Genomic DNA, 22,738 nt, shown 5'->3' with positions numbered 1-22,738 from the left:
TCAAATGGTCTTAATTATTATTACTGTAGCAATTTATTTCTTGGCGACAAATCTATATAAAAAATTTACGTTTGCATTTACGTTACCGGTGTTAACAGTTACGGCAATTATGATTTGTTTATTTTTGATTTTTGGTATTTCTCATCATGAGTATAGGGAAAATGGTGGAGACATTCTTTCAAGCTTATTGAGCCCTGCAATTGTAGCATTAGCCATACCTCTATTTAAAGAGCGAAAGATACTGATGAAAAATTTTTTATCGATACTTATCGGAGTAGTGATAGGTATAGTGGCTGTAACGAGCATGAATGTAGTGATTGGCGGAATTTTAAATATAGATAAGGAACTTATATTAACTACTTTACCACAGTTAGCAACGATGCCTATTGCCCTTTCATTAGCGGATCAAATTGGTGGTATTCCATCTATGACTTCTAGTTTTGTAGTTGTTGCAGGGATAACAGGTGCTATTGTCGGACCGACAGTACTTAAGTTTTTCAGTATAACAAGTACGATTGGAAAAGGAGTTGGAATGGGCTGTGCATCACATATTATCGGTGTGAGTCGTTTAGTGAAGGAAGGCGAGAAAGAAGCGACTATCGGTTCGGTAACGATGATTGTAACTGGAATACTCATTAGTATACTAATACCGTATGGAACGAAATTTATTTTTTAAATGTAATGGAGATGATAACAATGACAACATGGTTTATAGTTACATTATTTGTTTTTGGAGCTATTAAAGTATTAGTTTCTAGTATGCCCACTTCTGTTGTAGAATCAATTATTAGTAAATTTGAGTTGCATCAAAAACTTGAGGCGGAAAATACTTCTATATCAATAGATGGAAAAAATATAGAGGGAGAAATGAAACTACAAGTTATTCATGAATTTAATGAGGCTTTGTTTTTAGATAAACATTATTTCCCGCCGCACGGAGAAGGGACACCAATAGTCATTGATACGAAGAAAGGGAATAAAGAGATTAGGTTTTCTCTATATAGCTATGAGGAACATATTGATGTCATTAAGCAATATAAGAAGAAAGTCGTTGCCTATCGTTTACGCTCTAAAAGCCTACAAACACTGGCACCATTAGCAATAATGGAAGAGTATGCTTAAGAAGGGACCTATAATGGTCTCTTTATTTTTTTATCCAATTATATATGTTCCAAATAAAAGAATGGAAAATCATATAACCAAATAAAGAATATGTATGGTTCCAATTCGTACTGTGTATAAATAAACCTAAACTTTCAGCAATCTGTTCAAAAAGGCTAGCACAAATACCAATTGAAATAATAAATAGAATTCTAGAAACTTTAGATAATTTTTTTGAAATGTGTATAAAGATAACTGTTAAAATCGGCAGTACGAATAATGTAAAAGCTATATTAACCGAAAATGTGGATGAGAAGGGTCTAGCTGGAAAGGAATATATTTGTTTATGAACAAAAAAAGCATCTAAACAAGTTCCAATAATAGCAGAGAGAAAGATTGTAACTACTAATGCTAGAAACTCATTCTTCTTCGCGGAGGAGGACATTTTTCTTTGCGAGAATTGCGAGTTCAATTTTTTCGAGTGTTTTGCAGTAGTCTTCTGTAATTTGTCCATTTATATTTTCCTCCTTATCAACTAAATAATGTACAACTTGCCAATCGGTAAACCAATCTTCACTGTCAACTTCCTCATGCTTCATATCTCGCCATGCATAGATGAGTGCAGGGCTGTATATGCGATAAGCGTCATTTCGTAACTGGCATTTTTTTATTCGGCGCTTATAAAACTCACGGGAAAAAGATTCATTTACACTTGAAAATAAATGGGGCCAGTAATCTTTCCTTGATCCCGTATGCGGATGGTGTTGGGCCCAGCTTATTATTTGAGATAAAACATGTGTATCTCGAAATAATAATGAATATAATCTTTTTCCAATTAATATTCGTTCATGTAAGGAAGTGAAATGTTTCATTGTATCACCAAATAGTAACACTTTTTGTTTCTTATCATTTTCGTAGAATGGGAAAAGGATATGATTAAACTGAAAGAAATCAAAGAGTTTAAATCCAATACTATTTAGTACAGTCTTTTTAAATTGTACATTTTGAATCACTCTTTTTTCTAAGTAGTTTTGTTCATTAATAATAGTTGCAATGGCTAATGTTTTTTTGTTGCCTGTTTTCCAAAAATCGTTCCACATCGTTTCCATAAATGTAGAAACATTTAGGTGAGGGAGAAGGTGAAATAACTTTTGTGATTTCTTTACACTTTGTTCGTAAAGTAAAAATTGAGGGTATACATCTTGGAAAATAAGCCAATTCCCTCTTTCTAAAAAAGAAAAAAATATGAATTGATCTTTCTCTGATAAGATTCTCGTATATAAATCGCCCTTTAAATCAGTCATATTCCAACCGCCGTTACGTGATACCATATGTCCAAGCAGTGCCCAATGTATTTCTGGATATTGAATGTAAAATTGGTAGTATGCGCGTGTTCTTGTAACATTATTTTTATTTAGCTGTTCTGTTTGTATTTTTATTTTGTTGATGATGAGTTGCTCTTCTTTCGTTAATTTATACAAGGTATCAGAAGGAATAAGCTTGCTTTTTTGTTTCAGTTCATTTTTTACATCGAATAGGGAGAGGGGCAGTGCTTTGGAAGGTCCGTTATATGTATGATTTGAATTGCTTTGGTCCATTCCGTTACCTCCCTTTTTCATAAATTTAAACATGATTATTGGCTATGAATCATTCTATTTATCCCGCTATTTGCCGGGTAGTAAGATCCCCACCTCAAAATTCAGCGGAAGCAAAGATGTTCGGTGGGGGATCAACTGCCCGTAAAAGCCCGATTGGTGAGGGCTGATAATTAGTGGGGGATGAACAATATCCCCACTGATTAAAGTTTCACTTTATTTTATTACGAGTATAAGAAATAAATGAGCGGTGTTTTTTTACAAGGAATTTATTTATCATGCAAACAGTATAAAAAATCTTACTGTTGTGAGGTGAAATGAAAAACAGAAACGTTGTTTAATAGTTTCTGTTTTTTTATTTTGTCAATTAAATGTAACAAACGACGATTATGATTTGAATCAATTGAAAATAATTCAATAAATACTATTTAAATTGAGATGTTTGGTAGGAGGAAAAGGAATGTTAAATAAAATAATTTTAATTACTGGTGGTACAGGTTCGTGGGGGCATGAACTTATAAAACAACTATTAGAAAAATCACCGAAAGAAATTAGAATTTTTTCAAGAAATGAAACGGTTCAGTTTGAAATGCAGCAACAGTTTATAAATGATGAAAGGTTAAAATTTATTATTGGAGATATTCGTGATAAAGATCAACTAGTCTATGCTTGCCAAGGTGTACATTATATATTTCATCTTGCAGCTTTAAAACACGTTCCAGTATGTGAGTATTATCCTTATGAAGCTATAAAAACCAACATACATGGTACGCAAAATGTAATTGAAGCCTCTATACAGATGCGAGTTGAAAAAGTTATATATGTTTCAACGGATAAAGCAGCTGATCCATCAAATACGTATGGGATGACAAAAGCAATTGGTGAAAAATTAATGGTTCATGCGAATATACAAACGAAGAAAACAAAATTCATTTGTGTTCGTGGTGGAAATGTTTTAGGGACGAGTGGAAGTGTAGTACCGCTTTTTAAACAACAAATTAAAAAATCTTCACAAGTAGGGATTACCGATGCGAATATGACTAGATTTTTCTTAACAGTTGAAGATGCTGTTGGATTGTTATTTAAAGCCGTATATCAAGGTAGAGGCGGGGAAATCTTTGTTATGAAAATGCCGGCATGTAAAATAACAGATTTAGCAGAAGTGTTAATTGAAGATTCGGAAAAAAGGAACGTTAAGGTAAAAGAGGTAGGGATAAGACCAGGTGAAAAATTAAGTGAAATGCTTTTATCTGAGGTAGAGAGTAAAACAAGTATAAGTTTTGATCAAAATTATTTTGTGGTACTACCGACCATTCCTATAGAAGGACTTCAAGAATATTATTCTAGCTATCCGCTAGTGGATGTGAAGAGTTTTAGTTCTCAACAAGACTTACTTGCAAAACATGAGGTGAAACAAATGCTATTAAAAGGAGGATTTTTGCGATGAAAAAAAATGCGAGCCTTTTAATAACTGGTGCAAATGGTTTTACAGGACGCCATGCTTGCCAATATTTTTTAGAGCAGGGCTTTCATGTAATTCCTATGTTTCAAAATCGTGCACATAGAGAAAAAATTAGAAATGGTATTACTTGTAATTTAACTAATAAGAGCGAAGTAATAAAGGTAATGAAACAAATAAAGCCAGACTACGTATTGCATTTAGCAGGAAGGAATTCGGTCATAGAATCTTGGACATCTGCTCTTGAATATATAGAGATTAACGTAATAGGAACGTTATATTTATTAGAAGCAATTAAGCAAGAAGCATCGCATTGTAGAACATTAGTTATAGGATCTGCTTTGCAAGCAGATAGTATGGACGAAATGAAAATTTCAAATCCATATAGTTTAAGTAAAACGATGCAAGTCATTATTGCAGAGGCTTGGGGAGAATTAATGGATTCAAATATTATCATTGCAAAGCCTTCAAATTTAATTGGTCCAGGGGTATCGAATGGCATTTGTTCGATTCTCGCAAAGAAAATGATAGATATAGAATCAGGTAGAAGTAAAGCTATTATTGAAGTAAACAGTTTGAAAGATAGTAGAGATTTTCTAGATGTACGTGATGCGGTTAAAGCGTATCATGTGTTATTACGAGATGGAATAAATGGAAAACAATATAACATCGGATCAGGAGTAAAACGATCTTTATTAGATGTACTAGAACAATATAAAGAATTAACACAGCTAAATTTTTTTATAGAGGAAACAGAGAAAAGTGGGAGCGACTCAAATGAGAGTTTAGTAATAGAGGAAATAAAAAGGTTAGGTTGGATCCCAGAAATTGAATTTCATCAATCATTAAAAGATGTACTTGAGTATGCGAAGTGTAGTGACATCTGCATTCAATGAAAAACAAAAAAGGGTGTAAGAAATATATGAATGGTTATGAAGTAATAGATAATCAAAATACGCTATTTCTTTCAATTGTTGATACGCTGGACTGGAAAGATGAAGAAGCGCATGTATTGCGTCTTTATGAGGCAATACATAAATATCAAGCGTATGTAGAAGAAAAAAGGGTTAATCGAATAAAGTCAGCATTAGAGACCGAAACTAGGTATGTGATTCAAATCTTTGCTCAATATGAGTGTAGTGAGTATGGAAATGATTTTTATGAACTCATTAAAGATCTTTTACAAGATATAGAGGTGGAGTTAAAGATTTATATAAAAAATAATAAGTTTATTTACATTTAAAAGGTAAATATAAAGCTAGATTTTTAATAATAAAGGTGGGTATAAGTTATGAGCAAAACGATTCTTTTTACTGGGGGCGGTACAGCCGGACACGTTATGATTAATATTGTATTAATTCCTAAATTTATAGAGCAAGGATGGAGAGTCGAGTATATTGGATCCAAAAATGGAATTGAAAAATCATTAGTGAAAAATGTTAAATACAATAGTGTTTCAACGGGCAAGCTTAGGAGATATTGGGATTGGGAGAATTTTAAAGATCCTTTTAAAATTATAAGCGGTTGTTTACAAAGTTATAAATTAATTAAGAAAACAAAGCCTGACGTTATCTTTTCAGCAGGAGGATTTGTTTCAGTTCCTGTAGCTATAGGAGCATGGTTAAATCGTGTGCCTATAATTATACGTGAACCAGATAGCACATTAGGACTTGCCAATAAAATAGCATTACCTTTTGCTACAAAGCTATGCACAACATTTCCTCAGACAGGAGAAAATGTAAGTAATGAGAAGAAGGTTTATGTAGGACCGATTGTAAGGGAAGAAATTGAGAAGGGTAACGTATTACGAGGAAGAAGATATTGTGAATTTCAACAAGATAAACCAGTGTTATTAATTATGGGTGGGAGTCAAGGTGCTAAATGGATAAATGATATGGTAAGGAAATGTTTAGATACAATACTATTAAACTTTAATATTATTCATATATGTGGTAAAGGGAAGGTAGACCCATCTATTGGCATGGAGGGGTATATGCAATTTGAATATATAGGAGACGAGTTGCCGCATATACTAAATATGGCAAGTGTTGTAGTTTCCAGAGCGGGTTCTACTGCTATTTCTGAATTGTTATTTTTGAAGAAACCGATGTTGCTTATCCCGTTAACTAACAGTTCCAGTAGGGGAGATCAAGGTTTAAATGCTGAATATTTTTCACGGCAAGGATATGCGGAAGTAATACTCCAAGACAGAGTAAATACGAATACATTTATAGATGCAGTAAATAAGTTGTATACAAATCAGGAGAAATATATTCAAAACATGAATGAATATAAAAAAACAAATGATGAGGGGATTCATCAATTAGTAGATATAATAAATGATGTGGTGAAGTAATAGAAATGTAAATGGAAAAACAAAAGGAAAGAAGGTATCTTCTTTCCTTTTTACTATATTTGTTCAAATTTATTGTTAGTTATTCCAATTAGCTATGTAATATGGGTGAATGCCGTTTTCTAATAGCTCAGTAAATGCATCAATATGAATAGGCTTACTGTAATAATAACCTTGAATAAACTGACATTTATTTTTTTGAAGGAAATTTACGTGCTCTTTTGTTTCTACACCTTCAGCAATGACAGACATTCCTAGTGTATTTGCTAATGTGATGATTGTTTTAATAATTTCCATTCCATCATCACATGTTTCAGACATTGTAATAAATTCTCTCGGAATTTTTAATGTATCAATTGGATATAAAGGTAAGTAGGCTAGCGAAGAATAACCTGTACCAAAGTCGTCGATTGAAATGTGAATCCCTAGACTTTTTAGTGTACGCAGTTTTATCAATGTTTCTCGTTCATCCATCATTGCAATTCGCTCTGTTAATTCAAGATCAAGAGAGCTTGCTGGTAAACCTGTATTTGTTAAAGTAGAAGAAATAGACCTTACAAAATCCTCTTGTTCAAATTCTTTAGCAGATAAATTTACACCTATTTTTAAATGTGAATATCCGAGTCCGTGCCAACGTTTCATTTGCTTACAAGCCTGCTCTAATGTCCATTTTCCTATTGAAATAATTTGTAGTGTTTCTTCTGCAATCGGAATAAACTCGTATGGAGAAATAATACCTAATTCAGGATGATTCCACCTAATTAAAGCTTCTGCACCGATGATTTTATTAGATTCACTATCAACTTGAGGTTGATACAAAAGGAACAATTCTTCATTTTGTAGTGCGTTTGGTAAATCTTTTTCTAATCGTAATCGTCTTTCAATTTTTTTAGCGATTACATCGTCATAAATAGAGAGAGAGTTAAGCTCTTTTGCTTTTGCATCATACATTGCAACATTGGCGTTTTTCAGGAGTGTAGCGGTATCGATTCCGGAATGTGGATAAATAGCGATGCCGATACTCAGTGATAAAGTTAATTTATGCTCATGTATGATAAATGATTTTTTCATGCATTCAAATAATTGGTTACATAATTGGAATAAGTAATCTTCGTCAGTATAGTTTTCAATTATGATTGTAAATTCATCGCCACCGATTCTTGAAAGATGAGTATGTGATGGAAGACATGATTGGAATCGCTTTGCTACTTCTTCTAATATGTAATCTCCTGACGAATGTCCAAGTGTATCGTTAATTGCTTTAAAGCGATCTAAATCTAAATATAATAATGCAAACTCGCTTCCTGCTATTTTAGCATTTTTTATAACTCTCTTTAATTTTTTATGAAAAAAGGCACGGTTCCCAATTTTCGTTACTGTGTCATGGAATGCTAAATATTTAATTTCTTCTTGCTGTTTTTTTAGTGCAGTAATATCTTTCACCATAATATAGCTTCCTGAAATTTGTCCGTCTATTATAATAGGAATGATTGTAACGTATAAAAAATAAGTAAAGCCATCTTTATATTGAGAACTAAGTTGTAAGGATGCCGATTCTTGTTGTTTCACTTTCTCTAATGCCAATGCTAGCTTATGCTTATCTTCATCTAAAATAATCGAAAAACAAGTTTCACCTAGTAACTCATCCGTTGGTGCACCAAGTAGTACACTCCCAGCCTTATTTACATTTAAGAATATTCCATTTAAATCAATGGTGAAAATAGGGTCAGGATGATATTCATATAATGATTTAAACTTTTGTTGTTTTTGAGAAAGAGCCTCTGATTTATGAACTAAATCAGACGTCCGTAAAGTAACTTTTTCTTCTAGTTGGGCATTAAATGCCTGCAAACGTTTTGTTAAGGAATTGTTTTGCATACGTACGATAGAATGACGAATGAGTACGAAAATAAAAGTAATACAATTTCCTGTAATGAGAGTTGAAGATGATGTTTGTTCTTTTAATGTAAACCCGATTAGTATTGCAACAGCAAGATAGGGAAATACAACTAAAGCTTTTTTTCCTATTATAGGGTTTACAATGAAATAATTTTTATGGCTATTATGATCTTCTGGAATAGAGCCAGCTATTGCAATAAGTAATATAGGTATTCTATATAAAAGACGTAATAATGTTATCGTTTCAGTTGATAAGTGGTTATTTAAGTAAAAATAAATATAGTTAAAAGTTGCAGAACTTATTAATACAAAAATAAAGATATAAATTTTCCGTTTGGATTTAAAAATTGTTGGACGGAAAAAGAGACTAACACCTAGCAGCAGAAATAATAAATCTGCAATTGGGTATAAAAATGAAAGGAAAACATCTCCTAGTGAAAGAGAGAATATATTTAAACTTGGTTGGTTAAATAAATACCATTCTAATGTAAATATGGAAGTAAGCACTATGCATATATCACAAATAAAGAACGCTTTTTCCCATTTATTGCATTCCTTTAAAATTTTATAGCAGAAAGCGATAAGACAGAAAAATAGAAAAAACATGTAAAATACATCAGAAACAGTAAAACGATGTATTGGAATTTCGAAGAAGCTATCCTGATATGTATATACTATTTTCCCTAATAAAAAACTACCAATTGCTATTGTAATACATATCCAAAACGGATTTGAACTGACTTTTTTAGAATATATAGAGTAAATCAGTGATACAAATGTAATGGCTTCAACGATAAGTGAAGCGAAGCGTACATCTGAATTTGAAAAATGAGTAGGGAACAGATAGAAAAACATAAAATAGATTGAATAGCATATTAATGTTCCAATTAATATACATAATTGTAAATTTTTATTTAATTTCAATGAAATCACCTTCTTTAATTATGTACTATGTTCGTTATATCTATACATAATAATATTATTTAAGAATTGTATCAGATTTCCTTATAAAAATCATGTTTATAAGGAAAGTGTTAAATAGTGTAAGTATTCTTAAAGTTAAAAAAACATTGTGGTTGATAGTATAGACTGTATCAAGATTTTAAATAGAAATTGTATATTTAGTCATCCTTTGAATTGTAAAGTTTTTTTAGTGATTTGTAAGTGGAGATGCAAAATTGCATATAAAATGATGAGGATTTTTTAGGCGAGATTTTTATTTTAAATCTGAAAATTAACATTTGTGAAAATATAGGGGAAGGATATAAAATAAGAACGTGTATTCTTACAGAGTGGATAGTATTGCCACTAAATAGGGAGGTTTTTTTATGATATATCGAATTAAAGATGCAGAAATATACTATGAAATTGTGGGAGAGGGTAAACCGGTCATTATCATACATGGCTGCGCCCCTGATCATAGGTTAATGATGAAATGTATGGAATCAGTATTTCAGAAATATGAAGGTTATAAGCGAATATATATTGATTTACCTGGTATGGGGAAATCGAACGCTCCAAATTGGATAAATAGTTCAGATCGTATAGTAGAAGTGCTTATCACATTTATTGAGGAAATCATTTCTACTGAAAAATTTTTATTGGTAGGAGAATCATATGGAGGCTATTTAGCCAAAGGTATACTTACAAAGATGTTTGAGAGAGTTAGCGGATTACTATTAGTATGTCCTGTTGTTGTAGCGGAGCCAGAAAAAAGGATTCTTCCAGATAAACAGGTAATTGTACAAGATGAGGAATTTTTAAATACGCTTACTTCCACGGAAAGAGAGAAATTTTGTGAGTTAGCTGTAATAGCAAATGAATATACATATACGCGATTTAAAGAAGAAATTAAGCCTGGGTTAGATGTTGCTAATTATGAATTTATTGAAAGGTTGCAAAAGAATTACTCTCTTACTATGGATTTTCAGCGTGAAAAATATGAAAAGCCCGTTCTTTTACTGACTGGAAGACAAGATATATCAGTAGGTTATCAAAATATTATAGAAATTATTGAAGAATATCCCAGGGCAACATTAGCAGTGTTAGATATGGCAGGGCATAATTTGCAAATTGAGCAGCCTGAATTATTTGAGAGTTTAGTAGGAGAATGGATTAGACGAACAAATCAGCACATTTTATAAAGTATTTTAGTATTACACTTAAGTGTTGAAATGGGATAAATGAACGTGATGTATTAACTAATAAACAATTTTAAGGAGAAATTATGAGCACATATATTTATATGGTTAGACATGGTGAATCACCAAAACTAGAAGGAAATGAAAGAATGCGCGGGTTAACTGAGAAGGGACGTATGGATGCCCGTAGAGTAACTGACATATTAAAAGCGGAGAAAATTGATACTTTTATTTCCAGTCCCTATAATCGGGCTATGTTAACGATAGAGGAGTCAGCTAATTTCCATGAAAAAGAAATAGTAGTATATGAAAATCTTAAAGAGTGTATGTTTTCAAGTGAGGGTCAGGTTATGTCAGACAAAGAGGTGTATCCACTTGTACAGAAGATGTTCTCTAATCCGGACTTTTCACGAACGGAAGGAGAGTCATATGCAGATTGCCAGAGAAGAGTAGTGAAAGTATTAAAAGAAATCTTAATAGATTTTCAAGGACGCAAAATTGTAATTGGTACACATGGGCTTGTCATGACATTAATGATGAACTATTTTGATAAACAATATGGTTTTGAATTTTTAATGAATACGTCAAAACCGGATATATATAAGATGGAGTTTAAAGAAGAACAATTAATGAATGTAGAGAGATTATGGAAAGCGGAATAAAATTAGTTGCATGGATTTTGTTGTAAAAGTTACTTTTATAGCAAAGTCTTTTTTTGAATAGAAAGCATCTTTATCAACTATTTTTAGAATGTTAAATCAATAAGTAATTATTCAGTATTTGAATAAATTATGGGGGAATTGGTTTAGGGAAACAATTTTAAATGTGTCAAAACTCCAAACGTTGGATTTATATTCAATAGGAGAAAAAGATGTAGAATTTTGTCTTACAGTCCCCGTTTACTTTTCATTTCATTACATATAGGCTTTGTGGTGTAAGGGGGACATCACCTTTACGCAAAATCTATAAGGAGGTCATTGTAATGAAACAGATTAAAAAGTTTGCGGGAGTTGCTTTAGCGGGGACGATTGGATTAAGTGGACTACTGTTTTTAGAACCAAGTGTAAGCGTTGCGGAAGCACAGCAAGTGAAAGTGGAAAATTTCAATACAATTGATGTAACGATGGATCTAAATGAATTGTATGTATTAAGTGGCAGAAGTATTGATATTCTTTCTGGAGATAAAGAAGCAATTCAGTTAAATAAATACACAATTAGTTTTAATAAACCTGGGAAGTATGTGATTAAAGTAAATGGTTGTATTTATGATGATGTATATACTTTTATTGTGAATGAGTAGTATTATATATTCTTAAATTGCGAGATAAAAACAGAAACACCCTATTTGCGGCGGGAGTCGTAAATAGGGTGAATTTATTTGCATTAAGCAGTACTTTAAATATGTTCACTAATTTTCTTTTTGTTATGTAAAGTATGTAAAAGTGTTTGAAACATCTTAAATGATTGCTGAAAGATTGGACTTTGAATAAAGGTGTACAGAAAAGTTACGATGAAAACAGGACCGCCTAGCATAAATCCAACAACTAGTACAATACATTCTACTATGATTCTAGCATGGCTAATAGAAAGTCCTGTTTTGTCGGAAATAGTAAGCATGAATCCATCACGAGGGCCAGCGCCAATCCCAGCTGCAACGTACATCCCTCCCCCGATACCTGTAATGGCAATACCAGAAAATAAAATGAGTAAGTTTATCCATAAATAATTACTAGCGTCTGGAAGCATGTTTGATTGTAAGAAAAAGTCCATAATGGGACCGATAAGTAGTGCATTCAAAAATGTACCGACATTTATATATTTTCGATCTACTAGTAAAGATATTAGAACGAGACATAACCCACATATGACACTCCACGTACCAATGGTCCATCCAAACTTTTGGTAGAGAGCCATATTTAAAACTTCCCAAGGGTGCAAGCCTAGAAATTTAACTTTGACCGCAAGAGCATTTCCAAGGCCAAAGAAAATTAATCCTAAGAAAAAAAGAAAATAGCGAAAGAGAGTTAGCCTCATCTTTAAAACCTCCCATATTTTATAATTATGTATGTTACCTGTTACGGTTTTAATGTACAAATATTATGTCTTTTTATCATTCGTTTAAAAATGTTAACAATGTAAATGAAATATGTATCTTCACAGTCAAAAAAGTTAAAATATTTCGTTTTAAGGATTATAATGGAGAGAGAAACGTAAAAGGGAGTGAATGAACTTGAAACAAGAACTTATTGAAAGATTTACGAGATATGTAAAAATTGATACGCAATCAAATGAAGAAAGCCATACAGTACCAACAACACCAGGACAAATTGAGTTTGGTAAGTTATTAGTGGAAGAGCTAAAAGAAATTGGGTTAACAGAAGTAATGATGGATGATAATGGCTATGTAATGGCAACACTTCCAGCTAATACGGACAAGGATGTTCCTGTAATCGGATTTTTAGCTCATTTAGATACGGCAACAGACTTTACAGGGAAAAACGTCAAGCCACAAATTCATGAAAATTTTGATGGTAATGCAATTACGTTAAATGAAGAGCTAAATGTTGTGTTAACACCAGAGCAGTTCCCGGAATTACCATCATATAAAGGGCATACCATTATTACAACTGATGGTACAACACTTCTAGGAGCAGATGATAAAGCTGGTCTTACAGAAATTATGGTTGCAATGAACCATTTAATACATAATCCGCAAATTAAGCACGGGAAAATAAGAGTAGCATTTACACCGGATGAAGAAATTGGTCGTGGGCCAGCGCATTTTGATGTAGAAGCGTTTGGTGCATCATTCGCTTATACGATGGATGGAGGTCCATTAGGTGGTTTAGAGTATGAAAGTTTTAATGCTGCAGGTGCTAAGTTAACGTTTAACGGAACGAATACACATCCTGGAACAGCGAAAAATAAAATGCGCAATGCAACTAAACTGGCTATGGAGTTTAATGGGCATTTACCAGTAGAAGAGGCGCCAGAATATACAGAAGGCTATGAAGGATTCTATCATTTACTTTCTTTAAATGGTGATGTTGAGCAAAGTAAAGCGTATTATATTGTTCGAGACTTTGATCGTGAAAATTTTGAGGCACGTAAAAATAACGTTAAAAATATTGTGAAGAATATGCAAGAAAAGTATGGTGAAGATGCAGTCGTCTTAGAAATGAATGATCAATACTATAACATGCTTGAAAAAATTGAACCGGTAAGAGAAATTGTTGATATTGCATATGAAGCAATGAAAAGTTTAGACATTGAACCAAATATTCATCCGATTCGCGGAGGCACAGATGGATCACAATTATCATATATGGGATTACCGACGCCGAATATTTTCACTGGTGGTGAAAACTATCACGGTAAATTTGAGTATGTTTCGGTAGATAATATGGAAAAAGCCGTTCAAGTTATTGTAGAAATTGCAAGACGTTTTGAGGAGCAAGCTTAAAAAAGAACCAAGTAGTACGAATGTGCTACTTGGTTCTTTTAATATAGTACTCGCCATAAATAAAAAGTCGCATAAGACTCCCAATTAGCCCAGTTTGCCGCGAAATCTTTTATTTCATTTTTAGTCGGTTTATTTTCGGAACCTGTTATAAATTTAATTGCATTATGCAGACCAACATCATCAATTGGAAAAGCTGAAGGAAATCTTAAACAACGCATTAAAACATAGTTGGCAGTCCATGGGCCTATACCATGGATAGCGGTTAATTGTTTCTCAGCAACCTTTACATCTTGTGTTTGCAGTAAATCCTCTTTTGATAGTTTTCCCTCTGTGATAAGCTTCGCAATACCGATTAAATATTCACATTTTCTAGTCGTCATTTTTAATTGTTGGAGATCTTCTACATGTAGATTTGCAATTGTTTCAGGTGATGGGAATATCCAATGCTTTCTACCGTCCCATTCTACATAACTTCCAAATTGCTCAACTAATCTTCTTTTTAGCGTATAAGCATATGTTAGGTTAATTTGTTGACCGATAATTCCCCAGGAAAGTGCCTCAAATAAGTCTGGAATACCTAAAGTACGAAGGCCATAATATTGTTCAATTGGTCCTTGAAGGAGTAAATCATGTTTAGCTAATGTATAAAAGGGGGCTAAATCAGTAGTTAAATCAAACCATTCTTTTACATAGTTAGCTACAGCTTCACGTATCGATTTTTCAGATGTGAATGATTCTTCTAAACAAAGTATTTGAATATTGCCATCTGTATTCACACTAATTTCAACTAAAGGATTTATATCTTGAACAGGGATAACTTTATAAATTTTGTTATCTTCAATATAGAACATACATTCATTGTTAGAACGTGATAGATAACGTAAATTTTCTTGGAAACAAAATTCTTTTGGAACTGCTATAGATAATGCGCTATTATATTCTGCTGTCATATGAATTCCACCTGCAACTTTTCTAATGTAAGCAATTTTTTCTTCATTTCTAATCCACCCCTAAATCCGGTTAGTTTCCCATTCTTCCCAATAACGCGGTGACAAGGAATGGTAATAAGAAGAGGGTTAGCAGCAATAGCAGAAGCAACGGCGCGCACAGCTTTAGGTTTTTGAATTCTTTCAGCAATTTCTGTATAAGAATAGGTCTTTCCATAAGGAATTTCACGTACCGCATTCCAAACAGATGATTGAAAATTAGTTCCATAAGCATCGATAGGGAATGTAAAAGTTTCTCGCTTGCTTTCTAAATATTCGATAATTTCTTTCGTATATATTTGCAAGTAATCTGGACTATGGATCAATATATGTTGGGGCAGTTTTTTTCTAGCCCATATATTTAATTCTTCAAAGTTTTCGTCTTGTGATCCAATGAAACATAGTCCATTTTCAGTTGCAGCAATATGAAATCGCCAATTTTTATGTGTAAGTAGCGTCCAATATATATAATTATTTTTGTAGGAATTCATTATCGTATCCCTCTTTCATTTCGTTCTTTTTTCGATATTCAGTAGGAGTAAATCCGGTTTTCTTTTTAAATAAAGTTGCGAAATACTCTGGGTTTTCTATCCCGACAGCAGTACTAATTTCTTTAATAGATTGATTTGTGTGTAAAAGGTATTCGGTTGCTTTAAGAACCCTGAATTGTTGTATATATTCTATAGGAGTTAGCCCTATTATTCTTTTGAAAGTACGCTGTAAATGAAAAGGGCTACCATGACACATTTCCGCAAGCATGTCGAGAGTTAAGGATTCGTCATAATGCTTTTCGATATAGTCTTTAATTTGTTCTACCCACTCTTCATTAGGTAAAGTGATCCCGTTTGGCTTACAACGTTTGCACGGGCGAAAGTTTTCACTTAATGCTTGTTCTGCATGATGAAAAATTCGTACATTGTTTCTATTCGGTATTCTTGATTTGCATGATGGCCTGCAAAAGATTCTAGTTGATTTCACAGCATAAAAGAATTTGCTATCATAGGAAGAATCATTATGAATAATTGCATGCCAATACTCACTCGTTAATGTTAACCCTTCATTGTGCAAAAACATCACCTCTGAAAGTAGTATAACCTGAATAAAGTGCGTATGTACGTATTTACAAATGTAAGAGCAAGATTACAAAGATGAACATATGATTGTTTTTCTATTTTGTGATAGCATGAACTTTGAAAGTGAACATCAAGAGGAGGACTATAAGTGAAGTTAATTTCATGGAATGTAAATGGTTTACGTGCAGTTATTGCAAAGGGTGGATTTTTAGAATATCTCGAAGAATCTAATGCAGATATATTTTGTCTGCAAGAGATTAAATTGCAAAGTGGCCAAATTGATTTAAATCTAGAGGGATATTATACATACTGGAATTACGCTGTGAAAAAAGGGTATTCGGGAACGGCTATTTTTACAAAAAAAGAACCGCTTTCTGTTACATACGGCTTAGAAATTGAAGAGCATGATCAAGAAGGGCGACTTATTACATTAGAATTCGAAGATTTTTACATGATCACGTTATATACACCAAATTCAAAACGTGGATTAGAACGATTAGATTACAGAATGAAATGGGAAGATGATTTCAGATCCTATATCAAACGATTAGATGAGAAAAAACCAGTTATTTTTTGTGGAGACCTAAATGTTGCTCATAAAGAAATCGATTTGAAAAATCCAAAAAGTAATCGTAAAAACCCTGGATTCTCCGATGAGGAACGAGAGAAATTTACATGTATTTTAGAAGAAGGATTTATTGATACGTATCGTTACCTTTATTCTGATCAAGAAGGTGCATACTCGTGGTGGTCGTATCGTATGGGCGCGAGAGCGAAAAATATCGGATGGCGTTTAGATTATTTTGTTGTTTCGGAAAGAATGAAAGACCAAATAACAGAAGCGAAAATTAATAGTGAAGTAATGGGATCAGACCATTGTCCAGTTGAATTACATATAAATTTCTAAAAAAAGAAGTATCTCCCTAAAATCAGGCGGATACTTCTTTTTTTAATTCAGTTTGTTAAAATTTTTCAAATCATTCTTGAAATAATTTCATATTAAATATATACTTAGTAACGATAATCATTATCAGTAGAAACGGTTATCAAGTGGTGAAGGTGTAAAAGAATTATAGTCTAGGGGAAGTGAACGTGAATGAGTTCTGGATAAAATTATTAATCTAATGAAATATATATTTGAGACAAGGTTCATATAGTTAAATTTTATTGAGAATATAGTTTGAAAATTCGAGAGGAGACATATAAAGATGAACAAGAAATTATTTACTTTAGGGATGGTTACAGTTTTAAGTGTAGGTTTAGCGGCATGTAATAGTGCGGATAAAACTTCAGGCGAGCAAAAACAACAGACAAAAGCTACGGAAACGAAAAAAGATGAAAAACGAAAAATTACATATTTAGGTAAAGAATATACAGTGCCAGCAAAAGTAGATAAAATTGCGACAGCTAGTTTAGAGTCAATGGAAGATGCGGCGGTACTTGGAATTAAACCAGTTGGTGCCATTACTGTAGGTGGTAAATTACCAAAATACCTTGAAAAAGAGTTAGAAGGTGCGAAATCTGTTGGTGAGAAAATGCAACCAAATTTCGAAACATTACTACAATTAAAACCAGATGTTATTACATCGAGTACGAAATTCCCAGCAGAAACAGCTGAAAAGTTTACGAAAGTAGCTCCTACATTCCCGGTATCACACGTTTCAACAAATTGGGAAGATAACTTAAAGTTAATGGGAGAATTAACTGGTAAAAAAGATAAAGCAGAAAAAATTATTAAAGACTACAATTCGGACGCTGAAAAAGCAAAAGCAAAACTAGGAGATAAGTTAAAAGATAAAAAAGTACTTGTCATTAGATTAAGAGCAAACGAATTATTCTTATATCCAGATGGAGTATACTTCAACCCTGTAATTTATAAAGATCTTGGACTAACTGCTCCAGAACAATTGAAAACTGTAAAAGCACAAGAGAAAATTTCATTTGAAAAACTTGCTGAACTTAACCCAGATTATATTTTCTTACAATATGAGGCAAGTGAAAATAAAAACCCGAAAGTGTTAGAAGAAATTGAAAGTAATCCAATTTGGCAAAGTATGAATGCTGCGAAGGAAAAGAAAGTATTTGTAAATGTTGTAGATCCAATGGCACAAGGTGGTACTGCTTGGAGTAAAACAGCATTCTTAAAAGAAGCAGTGAAAAATTTATCTAAATAATACAATAAGTAAGGTGCGTTGAATGATATGCAGAAAACAAATGCAGTACCAGTAACCATATTATGTATAGCACCCATACTCATCTTATTTACAGTTATACTTTCGATTTTGTATGGGGCGAAAAGTATTGATGCTGAAACAGTGTGGAACGCATTATTTCATTTTGATTCAAGCGATGTAAATCATAATATTATTATTACTTCACGTTTACCAAGGGTAGTTGCAGCTCTTTTAGTCGGAGCATTTCTAGCCATATCAGGAGCACTTATGCAGGGGATGACAAGAAACTATCTTGCATCCCCTTCTATTATGGGTGTGACGGATGGCGCTGCCTTTGTTATTACACTTTGTATGATCTTTCTTCCGGGAATGTCATCAATTGGTATGGTTTTATGTTCAATGATTGGTTCTGCACTAGGAGCCGGTATCGTGTTTGGTTTTGGTTCGCTCCTTCAAAATGGCTTATCACCAGTTAGGTTAGCGATTATAGGGACAGTTATTGGAACATTTTTAAGCAGTGTATCGGCTGCAATGGCTTCATATTTTCAAATTTCTCAAAATGTTAGTTTTTGGTTTAATGCAAAATTAGATCAAGTAGATCCTAATATCATTAAAATTACGATACCGTTTGGGATAATTGGAATAATTTTAGCGCTGTTAATATCAAAATCTATTACCATTCTTTCATTAGGCGAAGAGGTTTCTATTAATTTAGGGCAGCGTACAAAACTAGTTAAAGCGATGGCAATTTTATCAGTTATCTTTTTAACAGGAACAGCAGTTGCTTTAGTGGGGAAAGTTGGTTTTGTAGGTTTAATTATTCCGCACATTACTCGCTTTATAATTGGGGTAGATTATAAGTGGATTTTGCCATGTGCAGGCGTTATTGGTGGCGTTTTCTTAGCGTTATGTGATGTTTTAAGTAGATTTGTAAATTATCCATTTGAAACGCCAATTGGAGTCGTAACATCTTTAATTGGAATTCCTTTCTTCCTTTATTTAATTCGTACAAGAGGAGGAGAGAGACATGCTTAAAAGTTCAAGTCAACGTTTTGGAATGACGATGGGGATTATTGTATTTTTAATACTATGTGCCATTTACATTAGTTTAACGAATGGTACGTTTGATATTACGATTACAGATGTATTTAAAACACTTTTTAGAATTGATCCAGTACCAGAACATGATTTAGTTATTTTTGAGTTTCGCCTTCCGCGTATTGTAATTGCTGGATTAGTAGGATTAGGCCTTGGTGTTGCGGGTGCCGTTATTCAAGGGATTACAAGAAATGGATTGGCAGACCCAGGTATTTTAGGCGTAAACGCCGGAGCAGGAACAGCCATCGTTATTTTTATGTTTTTCTTTCAAGGGCAACTAAAGAGCACAAATTGGATTTCTATAATGATGATGCCTATGTTTGGTTTAATAGGTGGATTAGGTGCAGCGCTAATCATTTATTTGTTTTCTTGGAAAAACGGTAAGTTAGATTCGCAACGACTGTTATTAACAGGGATTGCAATCGGTTCAGGGTTTGGAGCATTCTCTATGTATTTATCACTCAAAATGAAGTCAACCGATTTCGAGATGGCTGCAGTGTGGGTGTCTGGAAGTATATATAGTGCAAACTGGAAGTATATTGTGGCTATGTTACCATGGCTTATTATCTTAATTCCGCTTATACAAAAGAAAGCTTATTTATTAGATTTATTTCAATTGGAAGAAACGAGTATTACAAGTTTAGGTGTTTCAGTAGAAAGAGAGAAATCGATTTTACTGTTAAGTAGTATCGGACTTGTGAGCGCATGTGTTGCTGTTTCAGGGAGTATCGGTTTTATTGGACTAATGGCACCGCATATAGCGAAAAGACTTGTCGGTATTCAACATAAGTATATAATTCCTACGTGCGGCGTAATAGGAATGTTTCTTGTAATTGCTTCAGACTTTATTGCGAAAACAGTTTTCACACCTGTAGAGCTACCAGTTGGAATCGTTATTTCTATTGTCGGTGTACCGTATTTCTTATATTTACTTTATAAGGCGAAAGCGTAAGAGGAGGAATAAAAGTGAGTATTTTAAGTGCAAAAAATTTAGAAACAAGTTATGAAAAGCTTACAGTGTTTCGCGATTTAAATGTGGAAATACAAGAAGGAAAAGTAACGACAATTATAGGTCCAAACGGTTGCGGTAAATCGACATTGTTAAAAACAATGGGAAGAATTTTAAAACAAAAAAGCGGAAAAGTATATTTGCAAGGGCAAGATTTACATACAATTCCAACGAAAGAAATTGCGAAGCAGTTAGCTTTACTCCCGCAAACGCCAATTGCACCAGGTGAACTTAAAGTGGAAGAATTAATTTCTTATGGACGCTATCCACATCGAAATAACGTAAATAAGTTAACGACAAAAGATAAAGAAATGATTGATTGGGCATTAGATATAACGAAAACTTCTGAATTTCGGACGAGACAAATTGCAAATTTATCGGGCGGTCAAAGACAAAAGGTATGGCTAGCGATGGCATTAGCACAAGAGACAGAAGTGTTGCTATTAGATGAGCCAACTACATACCTTGATATGTCTCATCAATTAGATGTATTACAAATTGTGGAGAAGTTAAATAAAGAATATAATTGTACGGTTGTTATGGTATTACATGATATTAATCATGCAGCAAGGTTTTCAGATGAAATTATTGCAATGAAGGAAGGAGAAATTGTTATAACTGGTAGCCCAGAAGAAATCATTACAAATGAAGTGTTAAAAGAAGTATTTCATATTGATGCGCGTGTCATGATTGATCCGTATAACGGGGCTCCTGTTTGTTTCGGTTATGATAGCGTTGTATCTCAAGAAGAAAAAATCGAAATATATGTAACAAGTTAAAAAGGGGGGGATAGGGTGAATACTACAGTTGAAAAACAGCAGATTATAACATCTAATACAGAGCAGTGGAAAATGTATTCAAAATTAAAAGGTAAAGAATATCAAATTCATATTTCAAAGCCGAGGCAACCAGCACCGGATTCAGGATATCCTGTCATTTACGTATTAGATGGCAATGCCTTTTTTCAAACATTTCATGAAGCAGTTAAAATACAATCAGTAAGAGCGGAAAAAACCGGTGTTTCACCAGCTGTTATAGTAGGAGTGGGTTATCCAATTGAAGGCGCATTTTCAGGGGAAGAAAGATGCTATGATTTTACGCCTAGCGTAATTTCAAAAGATGCTCCTTTAAAACCAGATGGTAAACCGTGGCCTAAAACAGGAGGAGCACATAATTTCTTTACTTTTATTGAAGAAGAACTGAAACCACAAATTGAAAAGAATTTTGAGATTGATAAAGGTAAGCAAACGTTATTTGGGCATTCTTTAGGTGGACTATTTGCTCTCCATATACTATTTACAAACTTAAATGCTTTTCAAAATTATTTTATTAGTAGTCCATCTATATGGTGGAATAATAAATCTGTACTTGAAAAAGAAGAGAACCTTATACATGAATTAAACAATGCTAAGTTTGAAACAGGAGTGTTCCTTACAGTTGGGTCACTAGAACGAGAGCATATGGTTGTAGGTGCAAATGAATTATCAGAGCGCCTTCTCCAAGTAAACCACGATAAACTTAAATTTAAGTTTTATGAAGCTGAAGGAGAGAATCATGCATCTGTTGTGCCGACGTCTTTAAGTAAAGGATTGAGATTTATTAGTTACGTATAGGAAAAAAGGTAAGCAATTGCTTACCTTTTTTCCTTATTGTTTAAAGGCAACGTATCCATCAATTAAAAAACTAGTGAAAAAGCGAGTCATTTGAGTAAAGCCACATTCCTCCATAATAGTTAATAAATTAGCTTCGGAAATAGGAAATATTTCTGTTTCAAAAGAATTTTCAAATCGGTCCCAATCTTCTAATGGAATTTGATTTTGCATCATATGATTGCGCCAAGCATGTAATTGTGTAGAAAACATACTTGTATGGGGCACACCATTTATTGAAGCGAGAAAGAATGGCGCACCAGGCTTTAGGCGACTACTAATATCATTAATAAGTTCTTTTTTCTCCTTATTAGTTGGAATGAAGTGCAGGACAAGCATACAGGTGGCAGCGTCAAATAACTGATTTGGTAATAATGTATGGATAGTTCCATGTACAAGATGAACATGGTTTTGTATGCCTTCGTTTTTAATTCTTTTTTTAGCTAACTGTAGCATGCTTTCAGATGGATCGACCCCTGTAAAAGATAAGTTGTTATTTTGTTTGCCTATTGAGAGAATTTCTTGTCCGCCACCAGCACCTATAACTAGTAAATTTGGATTCATGTTTTTTATAGGGAGTGTAGTAAATAAAAAATGGTTCATCATTTCATATAGGTGGTAGTAGCCTGGGATTTTACATGGAATTCTTTGTTCATATGAATTTACGGTAGTATCATTCCAATTCATTTTTAACCTCCTAAGTATGTGTTTTATAGGTTTATTATGAAATGAAATTAT

Annotated in this window: 24 protein-coding genes; 16 read left to right on the top strand and 8 right to left on the bottom strand. The window is 33.2% G+C overall.

All coding sequences use genetic code 11. The annotated features are described in order from the left end of the window. Window positions 1–4: 4 nt before the first annotated feature. Window positions 5–676, top strand: a complete 672-nt coding sequence (locus MR167_RS06355; RefSeq protein WP_000242949.1) for an LrgB family protein — start codon at window positions 5–7, stop codon at window positions 674–676. Window positions 677–696: 20 nt separating this feature from the next. Beyond that, window positions 697–1,122, top strand: coding sequence for a YfmQ family protein (locus MR167_RS06350; RefSeq protein WP_000214632.1), 426 nt, complete (start codon window positions 697–699; stop codon window positions 1,120–1,122). 22 nt (window positions 1,123–1,144) lie between these two features. Here the strand turns inward: MR167_RS06350 and MR167_RS06345 are convergent, their stop codons facing one another. Both MR167_RS06345 and MR167_RS06340 read right to left on the bottom strand, forming a co-directional pair. Further along, entirely contained in the window at window positions 1,145–1,546 is a 402-nt protein-coding gene (locus tag MR167_RS06345; protein WP_242314215.1) for a CBO0543 family protein, read from the bottom strand. Beyond that, entirely contained in the window at window positions 1,521–2,699 is a 1,179-nt protein-coding gene (locus MR167_RS06340; protein WP_000372811.1) for a DUF2515 domain-containing protein, read from the bottom strand. The genes MR167_RS06345 and MR167_RS06340 overlap by 26 nt, the downstream gene beginning before the upstream one ends. A 457-nt stretch (window positions 2,700–3,156) precedes the next feature. On the opposite strand from MR167_RS06340, the gene MR167_RS06335 reads away from it, so the two are divergent. From MR167_RS06335 to MR167_RS06320, 4 genes are read left to right on the top strand one after another with little or no spacing between them, the layout of a single operon-like run. Next, the gene (locus tag MR167_RS06335) at window positions 3,157–4,143 is read left to right on the top strand and encodes a UDP-N-acetylglucosamine 4,6-dehydratase family protein (RefSeq protein WP_000932593.1); all 987 of its coding nucleotides are present in this window, start codon (window positions 3,157–3,159) and stop codon (window positions 4,141–4,143) included. Further along, window positions 4,140–5,051 (top strand): SDR family oxidoreductase, encoded by a 912-nt coding sequence (locus MR167_RS06330; protein ID WP_242314204.1) that lies wholly within the window; start codon window positions 4,140–4,142, stop codon window positions 5,049–5,051. The genes MR167_RS06335 and MR167_RS06330 overlap by 4 nt, the downstream gene beginning before the upstream one ends. After that, on the top strand, window positions 5,048–5,398 hold the full coding sequence (locus MR167_RS06325) for a DUF6572 domain-containing protein (RefSeq protein WP_002082318.1): 351 nt from the start codon (window positions 5,048–5,050) through the stop codon (window positions 5,396–5,398). The genes MR167_RS06330 and MR167_RS06325 overlap by 4 nt, the downstream gene beginning before the upstream one ends. 48 nt (window positions 5,399–5,446) lie before the next feature. Next, complete coding sequence (locus MR167_RS06320) at window positions 5,447–6,511, top strand: undecaprenyldiphospho-muramoylpentapeptide beta-N-acetylglucosaminyltransferase (RefSeq protein ID WP_000047566.1); 1,065 nt, start codon at window positions 5,447–5,449, stop codon at window positions 6,509–6,511. A 75-nt stretch (window positions 6,512–6,586) separates the two neighbouring features. Here the strand turns inward: MR167_RS06320 and MR167_RS06315 are convergent, their stop codons facing one another. Next, complete coding sequence (locus MR167_RS06315) at window positions 6,587–9,331, bottom strand: sensor domain-containing protein (protein WP_000773542.1); 2,745 nt, start codon at window positions 9,329–9,331, stop codon at window positions 6,587–6,589. Window positions 9,332–9,735: 404 nt separating this feature from the next. Here MR167_RS06315 and MR167_RS06310 point away from each other — a divergent pair, with 404 nt between their 5' ends. The 3 genes from MR167_RS06310 (at window position 9,736) to MR167_RS06300 (ending at window position 11,848) form a co-directional block, all read left to right on the top strand. Continuing rightward, window positions 9,736–10,551 (top strand): alpha/beta fold hydrolase, encoded by an 816-nt coding sequence (locus MR167_RS06310; RefSeq protein ID WP_000640338.1) that lies wholly within the window; start codon window positions 9,736–9,738, stop codon window positions 10,549–10,551. Between the two features lie 83 nt (window positions 10,552–10,634). Then, window positions 10,635–11,210, top strand: coding sequence for a histidine phosphatase family protein (locus tag MR167_RS06305; protein ID WP_242314202.1), 576 nt, complete (start codon window positions 10,635–10,637; stop codon window positions 11,208–11,210). 320 nt (window positions 11,211–11,530) lie between these two features. Continuing rightward, window positions 11,531–11,848 (top strand): hypothetical protein, encoded by a 318-nt coding sequence (locus tag MR167_RS06300; protein ID WP_000809494.1) that lies wholly within the window; start codon window positions 11,531–11,533, stop codon window positions 11,846–11,848. 95 nt (window positions 11,849–11,943) lie between these two features. Here MR167_RS06300 and MR167_RS06295 read toward each other — a convergent pair whose 3' ends face one another. Next, a complete protein-coding gene (locus MR167_RS06295; RefSeq protein WP_106081624.1) occupies window positions 11,944–12,582 on the bottom strand; it encodes a YczE/YyaS/YitT family protein in 639 nt (212 codons plus the stop codon). A 196-nt stretch (window positions 12,583–12,778) separates the two neighbouring features. Here MR167_RS06295 and pepT point away from each other — a divergent pair, with 196 nt between their 5' ends. Beyond that, complete coding sequence (gene pepT, locus MR167_RS06290) at window positions 12,779–14,011, top strand: peptidase T (protein ID WP_000807003.1); 1,233 nt, start codon at window positions 12,779–12,781, stop codon at window positions 14,009–14,011. A 38-nt stretch (window positions 14,012–14,049) separates the two neighbouring features. Here pepT and MR167_RS06285 read toward each other — a convergent pair whose 3' ends face one another. Genes MR167_RS06285 through MR167_RS06275 form a run of 3 tightly spaced genes read right to left on the bottom strand, consistent with a single transcriptional unit; the run spans window position 14,050 to window position 16,065 of the window. Beyond that, entirely contained in the window at window positions 14,050–14,961 is a 912-nt protein-coding gene (locus MR167_RS06285; RefSeq protein ID WP_242314200.1) for a DNA-3-methyladenine glycosylase 2, read from the bottom strand. Beyond that, a complete protein-coding gene (locus tag MR167_RS06280; protein WP_001089834.1) occupies window positions 14,958–15,488 on the bottom strand; it encodes a methylated-DNA--[protein]-cysteine S-methyltransferase in 531 nt (176 codons plus the stop codon). The genes MR167_RS06285 and MR167_RS06280 overlap by 4 nt, the downstream gene beginning before the upstream one ends. Further along, the gene (locus tag MR167_RS06275; protein WP_184121127.1) at window positions 15,469–16,065 is read right to left on the bottom strand and encodes a bifunctional transcriptional activator/DNA repair enzyme AdaA; all 597 of its coding nucleotides are present in this window, start codon (window positions 16,063–16,065) and stop codon (window positions 15,469–15,471) included. The genes MR167_RS06280 and MR167_RS06275 overlap by 20 nt, the downstream gene beginning before the upstream one ends. 153 nt (window positions 16,066–16,218) lie before the next feature. Between MR167_RS06275 and MR167_RS06270 the strand changes: the two genes are divergently transcribed. The 6 genes from MR167_RS06270 (at window position 16,219) to MR167_RS06245 (ending at window position 21,964) form a co-directional block, all read left to right on the top strand. Next, window positions 16,219–16,977: an exodeoxyribonuclease III gene (locus MR167_RS06270; protein WP_000767606.1), complete on the top strand. Its 759-nt coding sequence runs from the start codon at window positions 16,219–16,221 to the stop codon at window positions 16,975–16,977. A gap of 301 nt (window positions 16,978–17,278) precedes the next feature. After that, window positions 17,279–18,244 (top strand): iron-hydroxamate ABC transporter substrate-binding protein, encoded by a 966-nt coding sequence (locus tag MR167_RS06265; RefSeq protein ID WP_001035504.1) that lies wholly within the window; start codon window positions 17,279–17,281, stop codon window positions 18,242–18,244. 27 nt (window positions 18,245–18,271) lie between these two features. Beyond that, on the top strand, window positions 18,272–19,279 hold the full coding sequence (locus MR167_RS06260; protein WP_001173054.1) for a FecCD family ABC transporter permease: 1,008 nt from the start codon (window positions 18,272–18,274) through the stop codon (window positions 19,277–19,279). Then, complete coding sequence (locus tag MR167_RS06255; RefSeq protein ID WP_242314198.1) at window positions 19,272–20,294, top strand: FecCD family ABC transporter permease; 1,023 nt, start codon at window positions 19,272–19,274, stop codon at window positions 20,292–20,294. Before MR167_RS06260 ends, MR167_RS06255 begins: the two co-directional genes overlap by 8 nt. A 14-nt stretch (window positions 20,295–20,308) precedes the next feature. Next, window positions 20,309–21,130 carry an ABC transporter ATP-binding protein gene (locus MR167_RS06250; protein ID WP_242314196.1) on the top strand — a complete coding sequence of 274 codons (822 nt, stop codon included), beginning with the start codon at window positions 20,309–20,311 and terminating at the stop codon, window positions 21,128–21,130. Between the two features lie 15 nt (window positions 21,131–21,145). Continuing rightward, entirely contained in the window at window positions 21,146–21,964 is an 819-nt protein-coding gene (locus MR167_RS06245; RefSeq protein WP_001098706.1) for an alpha/beta hydrolase, read from the top strand. Window positions 21,965–21,997: 33 nt separating this feature from the next. Here MR167_RS06245 and MR167_RS06240 read toward each other — a convergent pair whose 3' ends face one another. Further along, a complete protein-coding gene (locus MR167_RS06240) occupies window positions 21,998–22,687 on the bottom strand; it encodes a class I SAM-dependent methyltransferase (protein WP_106081625.1) in 690 nt (229 codons plus the stop codon). Window positions 22,688–22,738 lie beyond the last annotated feature (51 nt).

This window comes from Bacillus cereus group sp. BfR-BA-01355 (assembly GCF_022663675.1).
Lineage (GTDB): Bacteria > Bacillota > Bacilli > Bacillales > Bacillaceae_G > Bacillus_A > Bacillus_A thuringiensis_S.
Note: the sequence above shows the minus strand (reverse complement) of the source record. Positions and strands in the feature narration are given on the sequence as shown.

What these genes read in the sequence shown, in the direction of transcription:
- MR167_RS06355 (WP_000242949.1), top strand. Translation starts at nt 5, where the DNA reads ATGGTCTTAATTATTATTACTGTAGCAATTTATTTCTTGGCGACAAAT.
- MR167_RS06350 (WP_000214632.1), top strand. Translation starts at nt 697, where the DNA reads ATGACAACATGGTTTATAGTTACATTATTTGTTTTTGGAGCTATTAAA.
- MR167_RS06345 (WP_242314215.1), bottom strand. Translation starts at nt 1,546, where the DNA reads ATGTCCTCCTCCGCGAAGAAGAATGAGTTTCTAGCATTAGTAGTTACA.
- MR167_RS06340 (WP_000372811.1), bottom strand. Translation starts at nt 2,699, where the DNA reads ATGGACCAAAGCAATTCAAATCATACATATAACGGACCTTCCAAAGCA.
- MR167_RS06335 (WP_000932593.1), top strand. Translation starts at nt 3,157, where the DNA reads ATGTTAAATAAAATAATTTTAATTACTGGTGGTACAGGTTCGTGGGGG.
- MR167_RS06330 (WP_242314204.1), top strand. Translation starts at nt 4,140, where the DNA reads ATGAAAAAAAATGCGAGCCTTTTAATAACTGGTGCAAATGGTTTTACA.
- MR167_RS06325 (WP_002082318.1), top strand. Translation starts at nt 5,048, where the DNA reads ATGAAAAACAAAAAAGGGTGTAAGAAATATATGAATGGTTATGAAGTA.
- MR167_RS06320 (WP_000047566.1), top strand. Translation starts at nt 5,447, where the DNA reads ATGAGCAAAACGATTCTTTTTACTGGGGGCGGTACAGCCGGACACGTT.
- MR167_RS06310 (WP_000640338.1), top strand. Translation starts at nt 9,736, where the DNA reads ATGATATATCGAATTAAAGATGCAGAAATATACTATGAAATTGTGGGA.
- MR167_RS06305 (WP_242314202.1), top strand. Translation starts at nt 10,635, where the DNA reads ATGAGCACATATATTTATATGGTTAGACATGGTGAATCACCAAAACTA.
- MR167_RS06300 (WP_000809494.1), top strand. Translation starts at nt 11,531, where the DNA reads ATGAAACAGATTAAAAAGTTTGCGGGAGTTGCTTTAGCGGGGACGATT.
- MR167_RS06295 (WP_106081624.1), bottom strand. Translation starts at nt 12,582, where the DNA reads ATGAGGCTAACTCTCTTTCGCTATTTTCTTTTTTTCTTAGGATTAATT.
- MR167_RS06285 (WP_242314200.1), bottom strand. Translation starts at nt 14,961, where the DNA reads ATGACAGCAGAATATAATAGCGCATTATCTATAGCAGTTCCAAAAGAA.
- MR167_RS06280 (WP_001089834.1), bottom strand. Translation starts at nt 15,488, where the DNA reads ATGAATTCCTACAAAAATAATTATATATATTGGACGCTACTTACACAT.
- MR167_RS06265 (WP_001035504.1), top strand. Translation starts at nt 17,279, where the DNA reads ATGAACAAGAAATTATTTACTTTAGGGATGGTTACAGTTTTAAGTGTA.
- MR167_RS06260 (WP_001173054.1), top strand. Translation starts at nt 18,272, where the DNA reads ATGCAGAAAACAAATGCAGTACCAGTAACCATATTATGTATAGCACCC.
- MR167_RS06255 (WP_242314198.1), top strand. Translation starts at nt 19,272, where the DNA reads ATGCTTAAAAGTTCAAGTCAACGTTTTGGAATGACGATGGGGATTATT.
- MR167_RS06240 (WP_106081625.1), bottom strand. Translation starts at nt 22,687, where the DNA reads ATGAATTGGAATGATACTACCGTAAATTCATATGAACAAAGAATTCCA.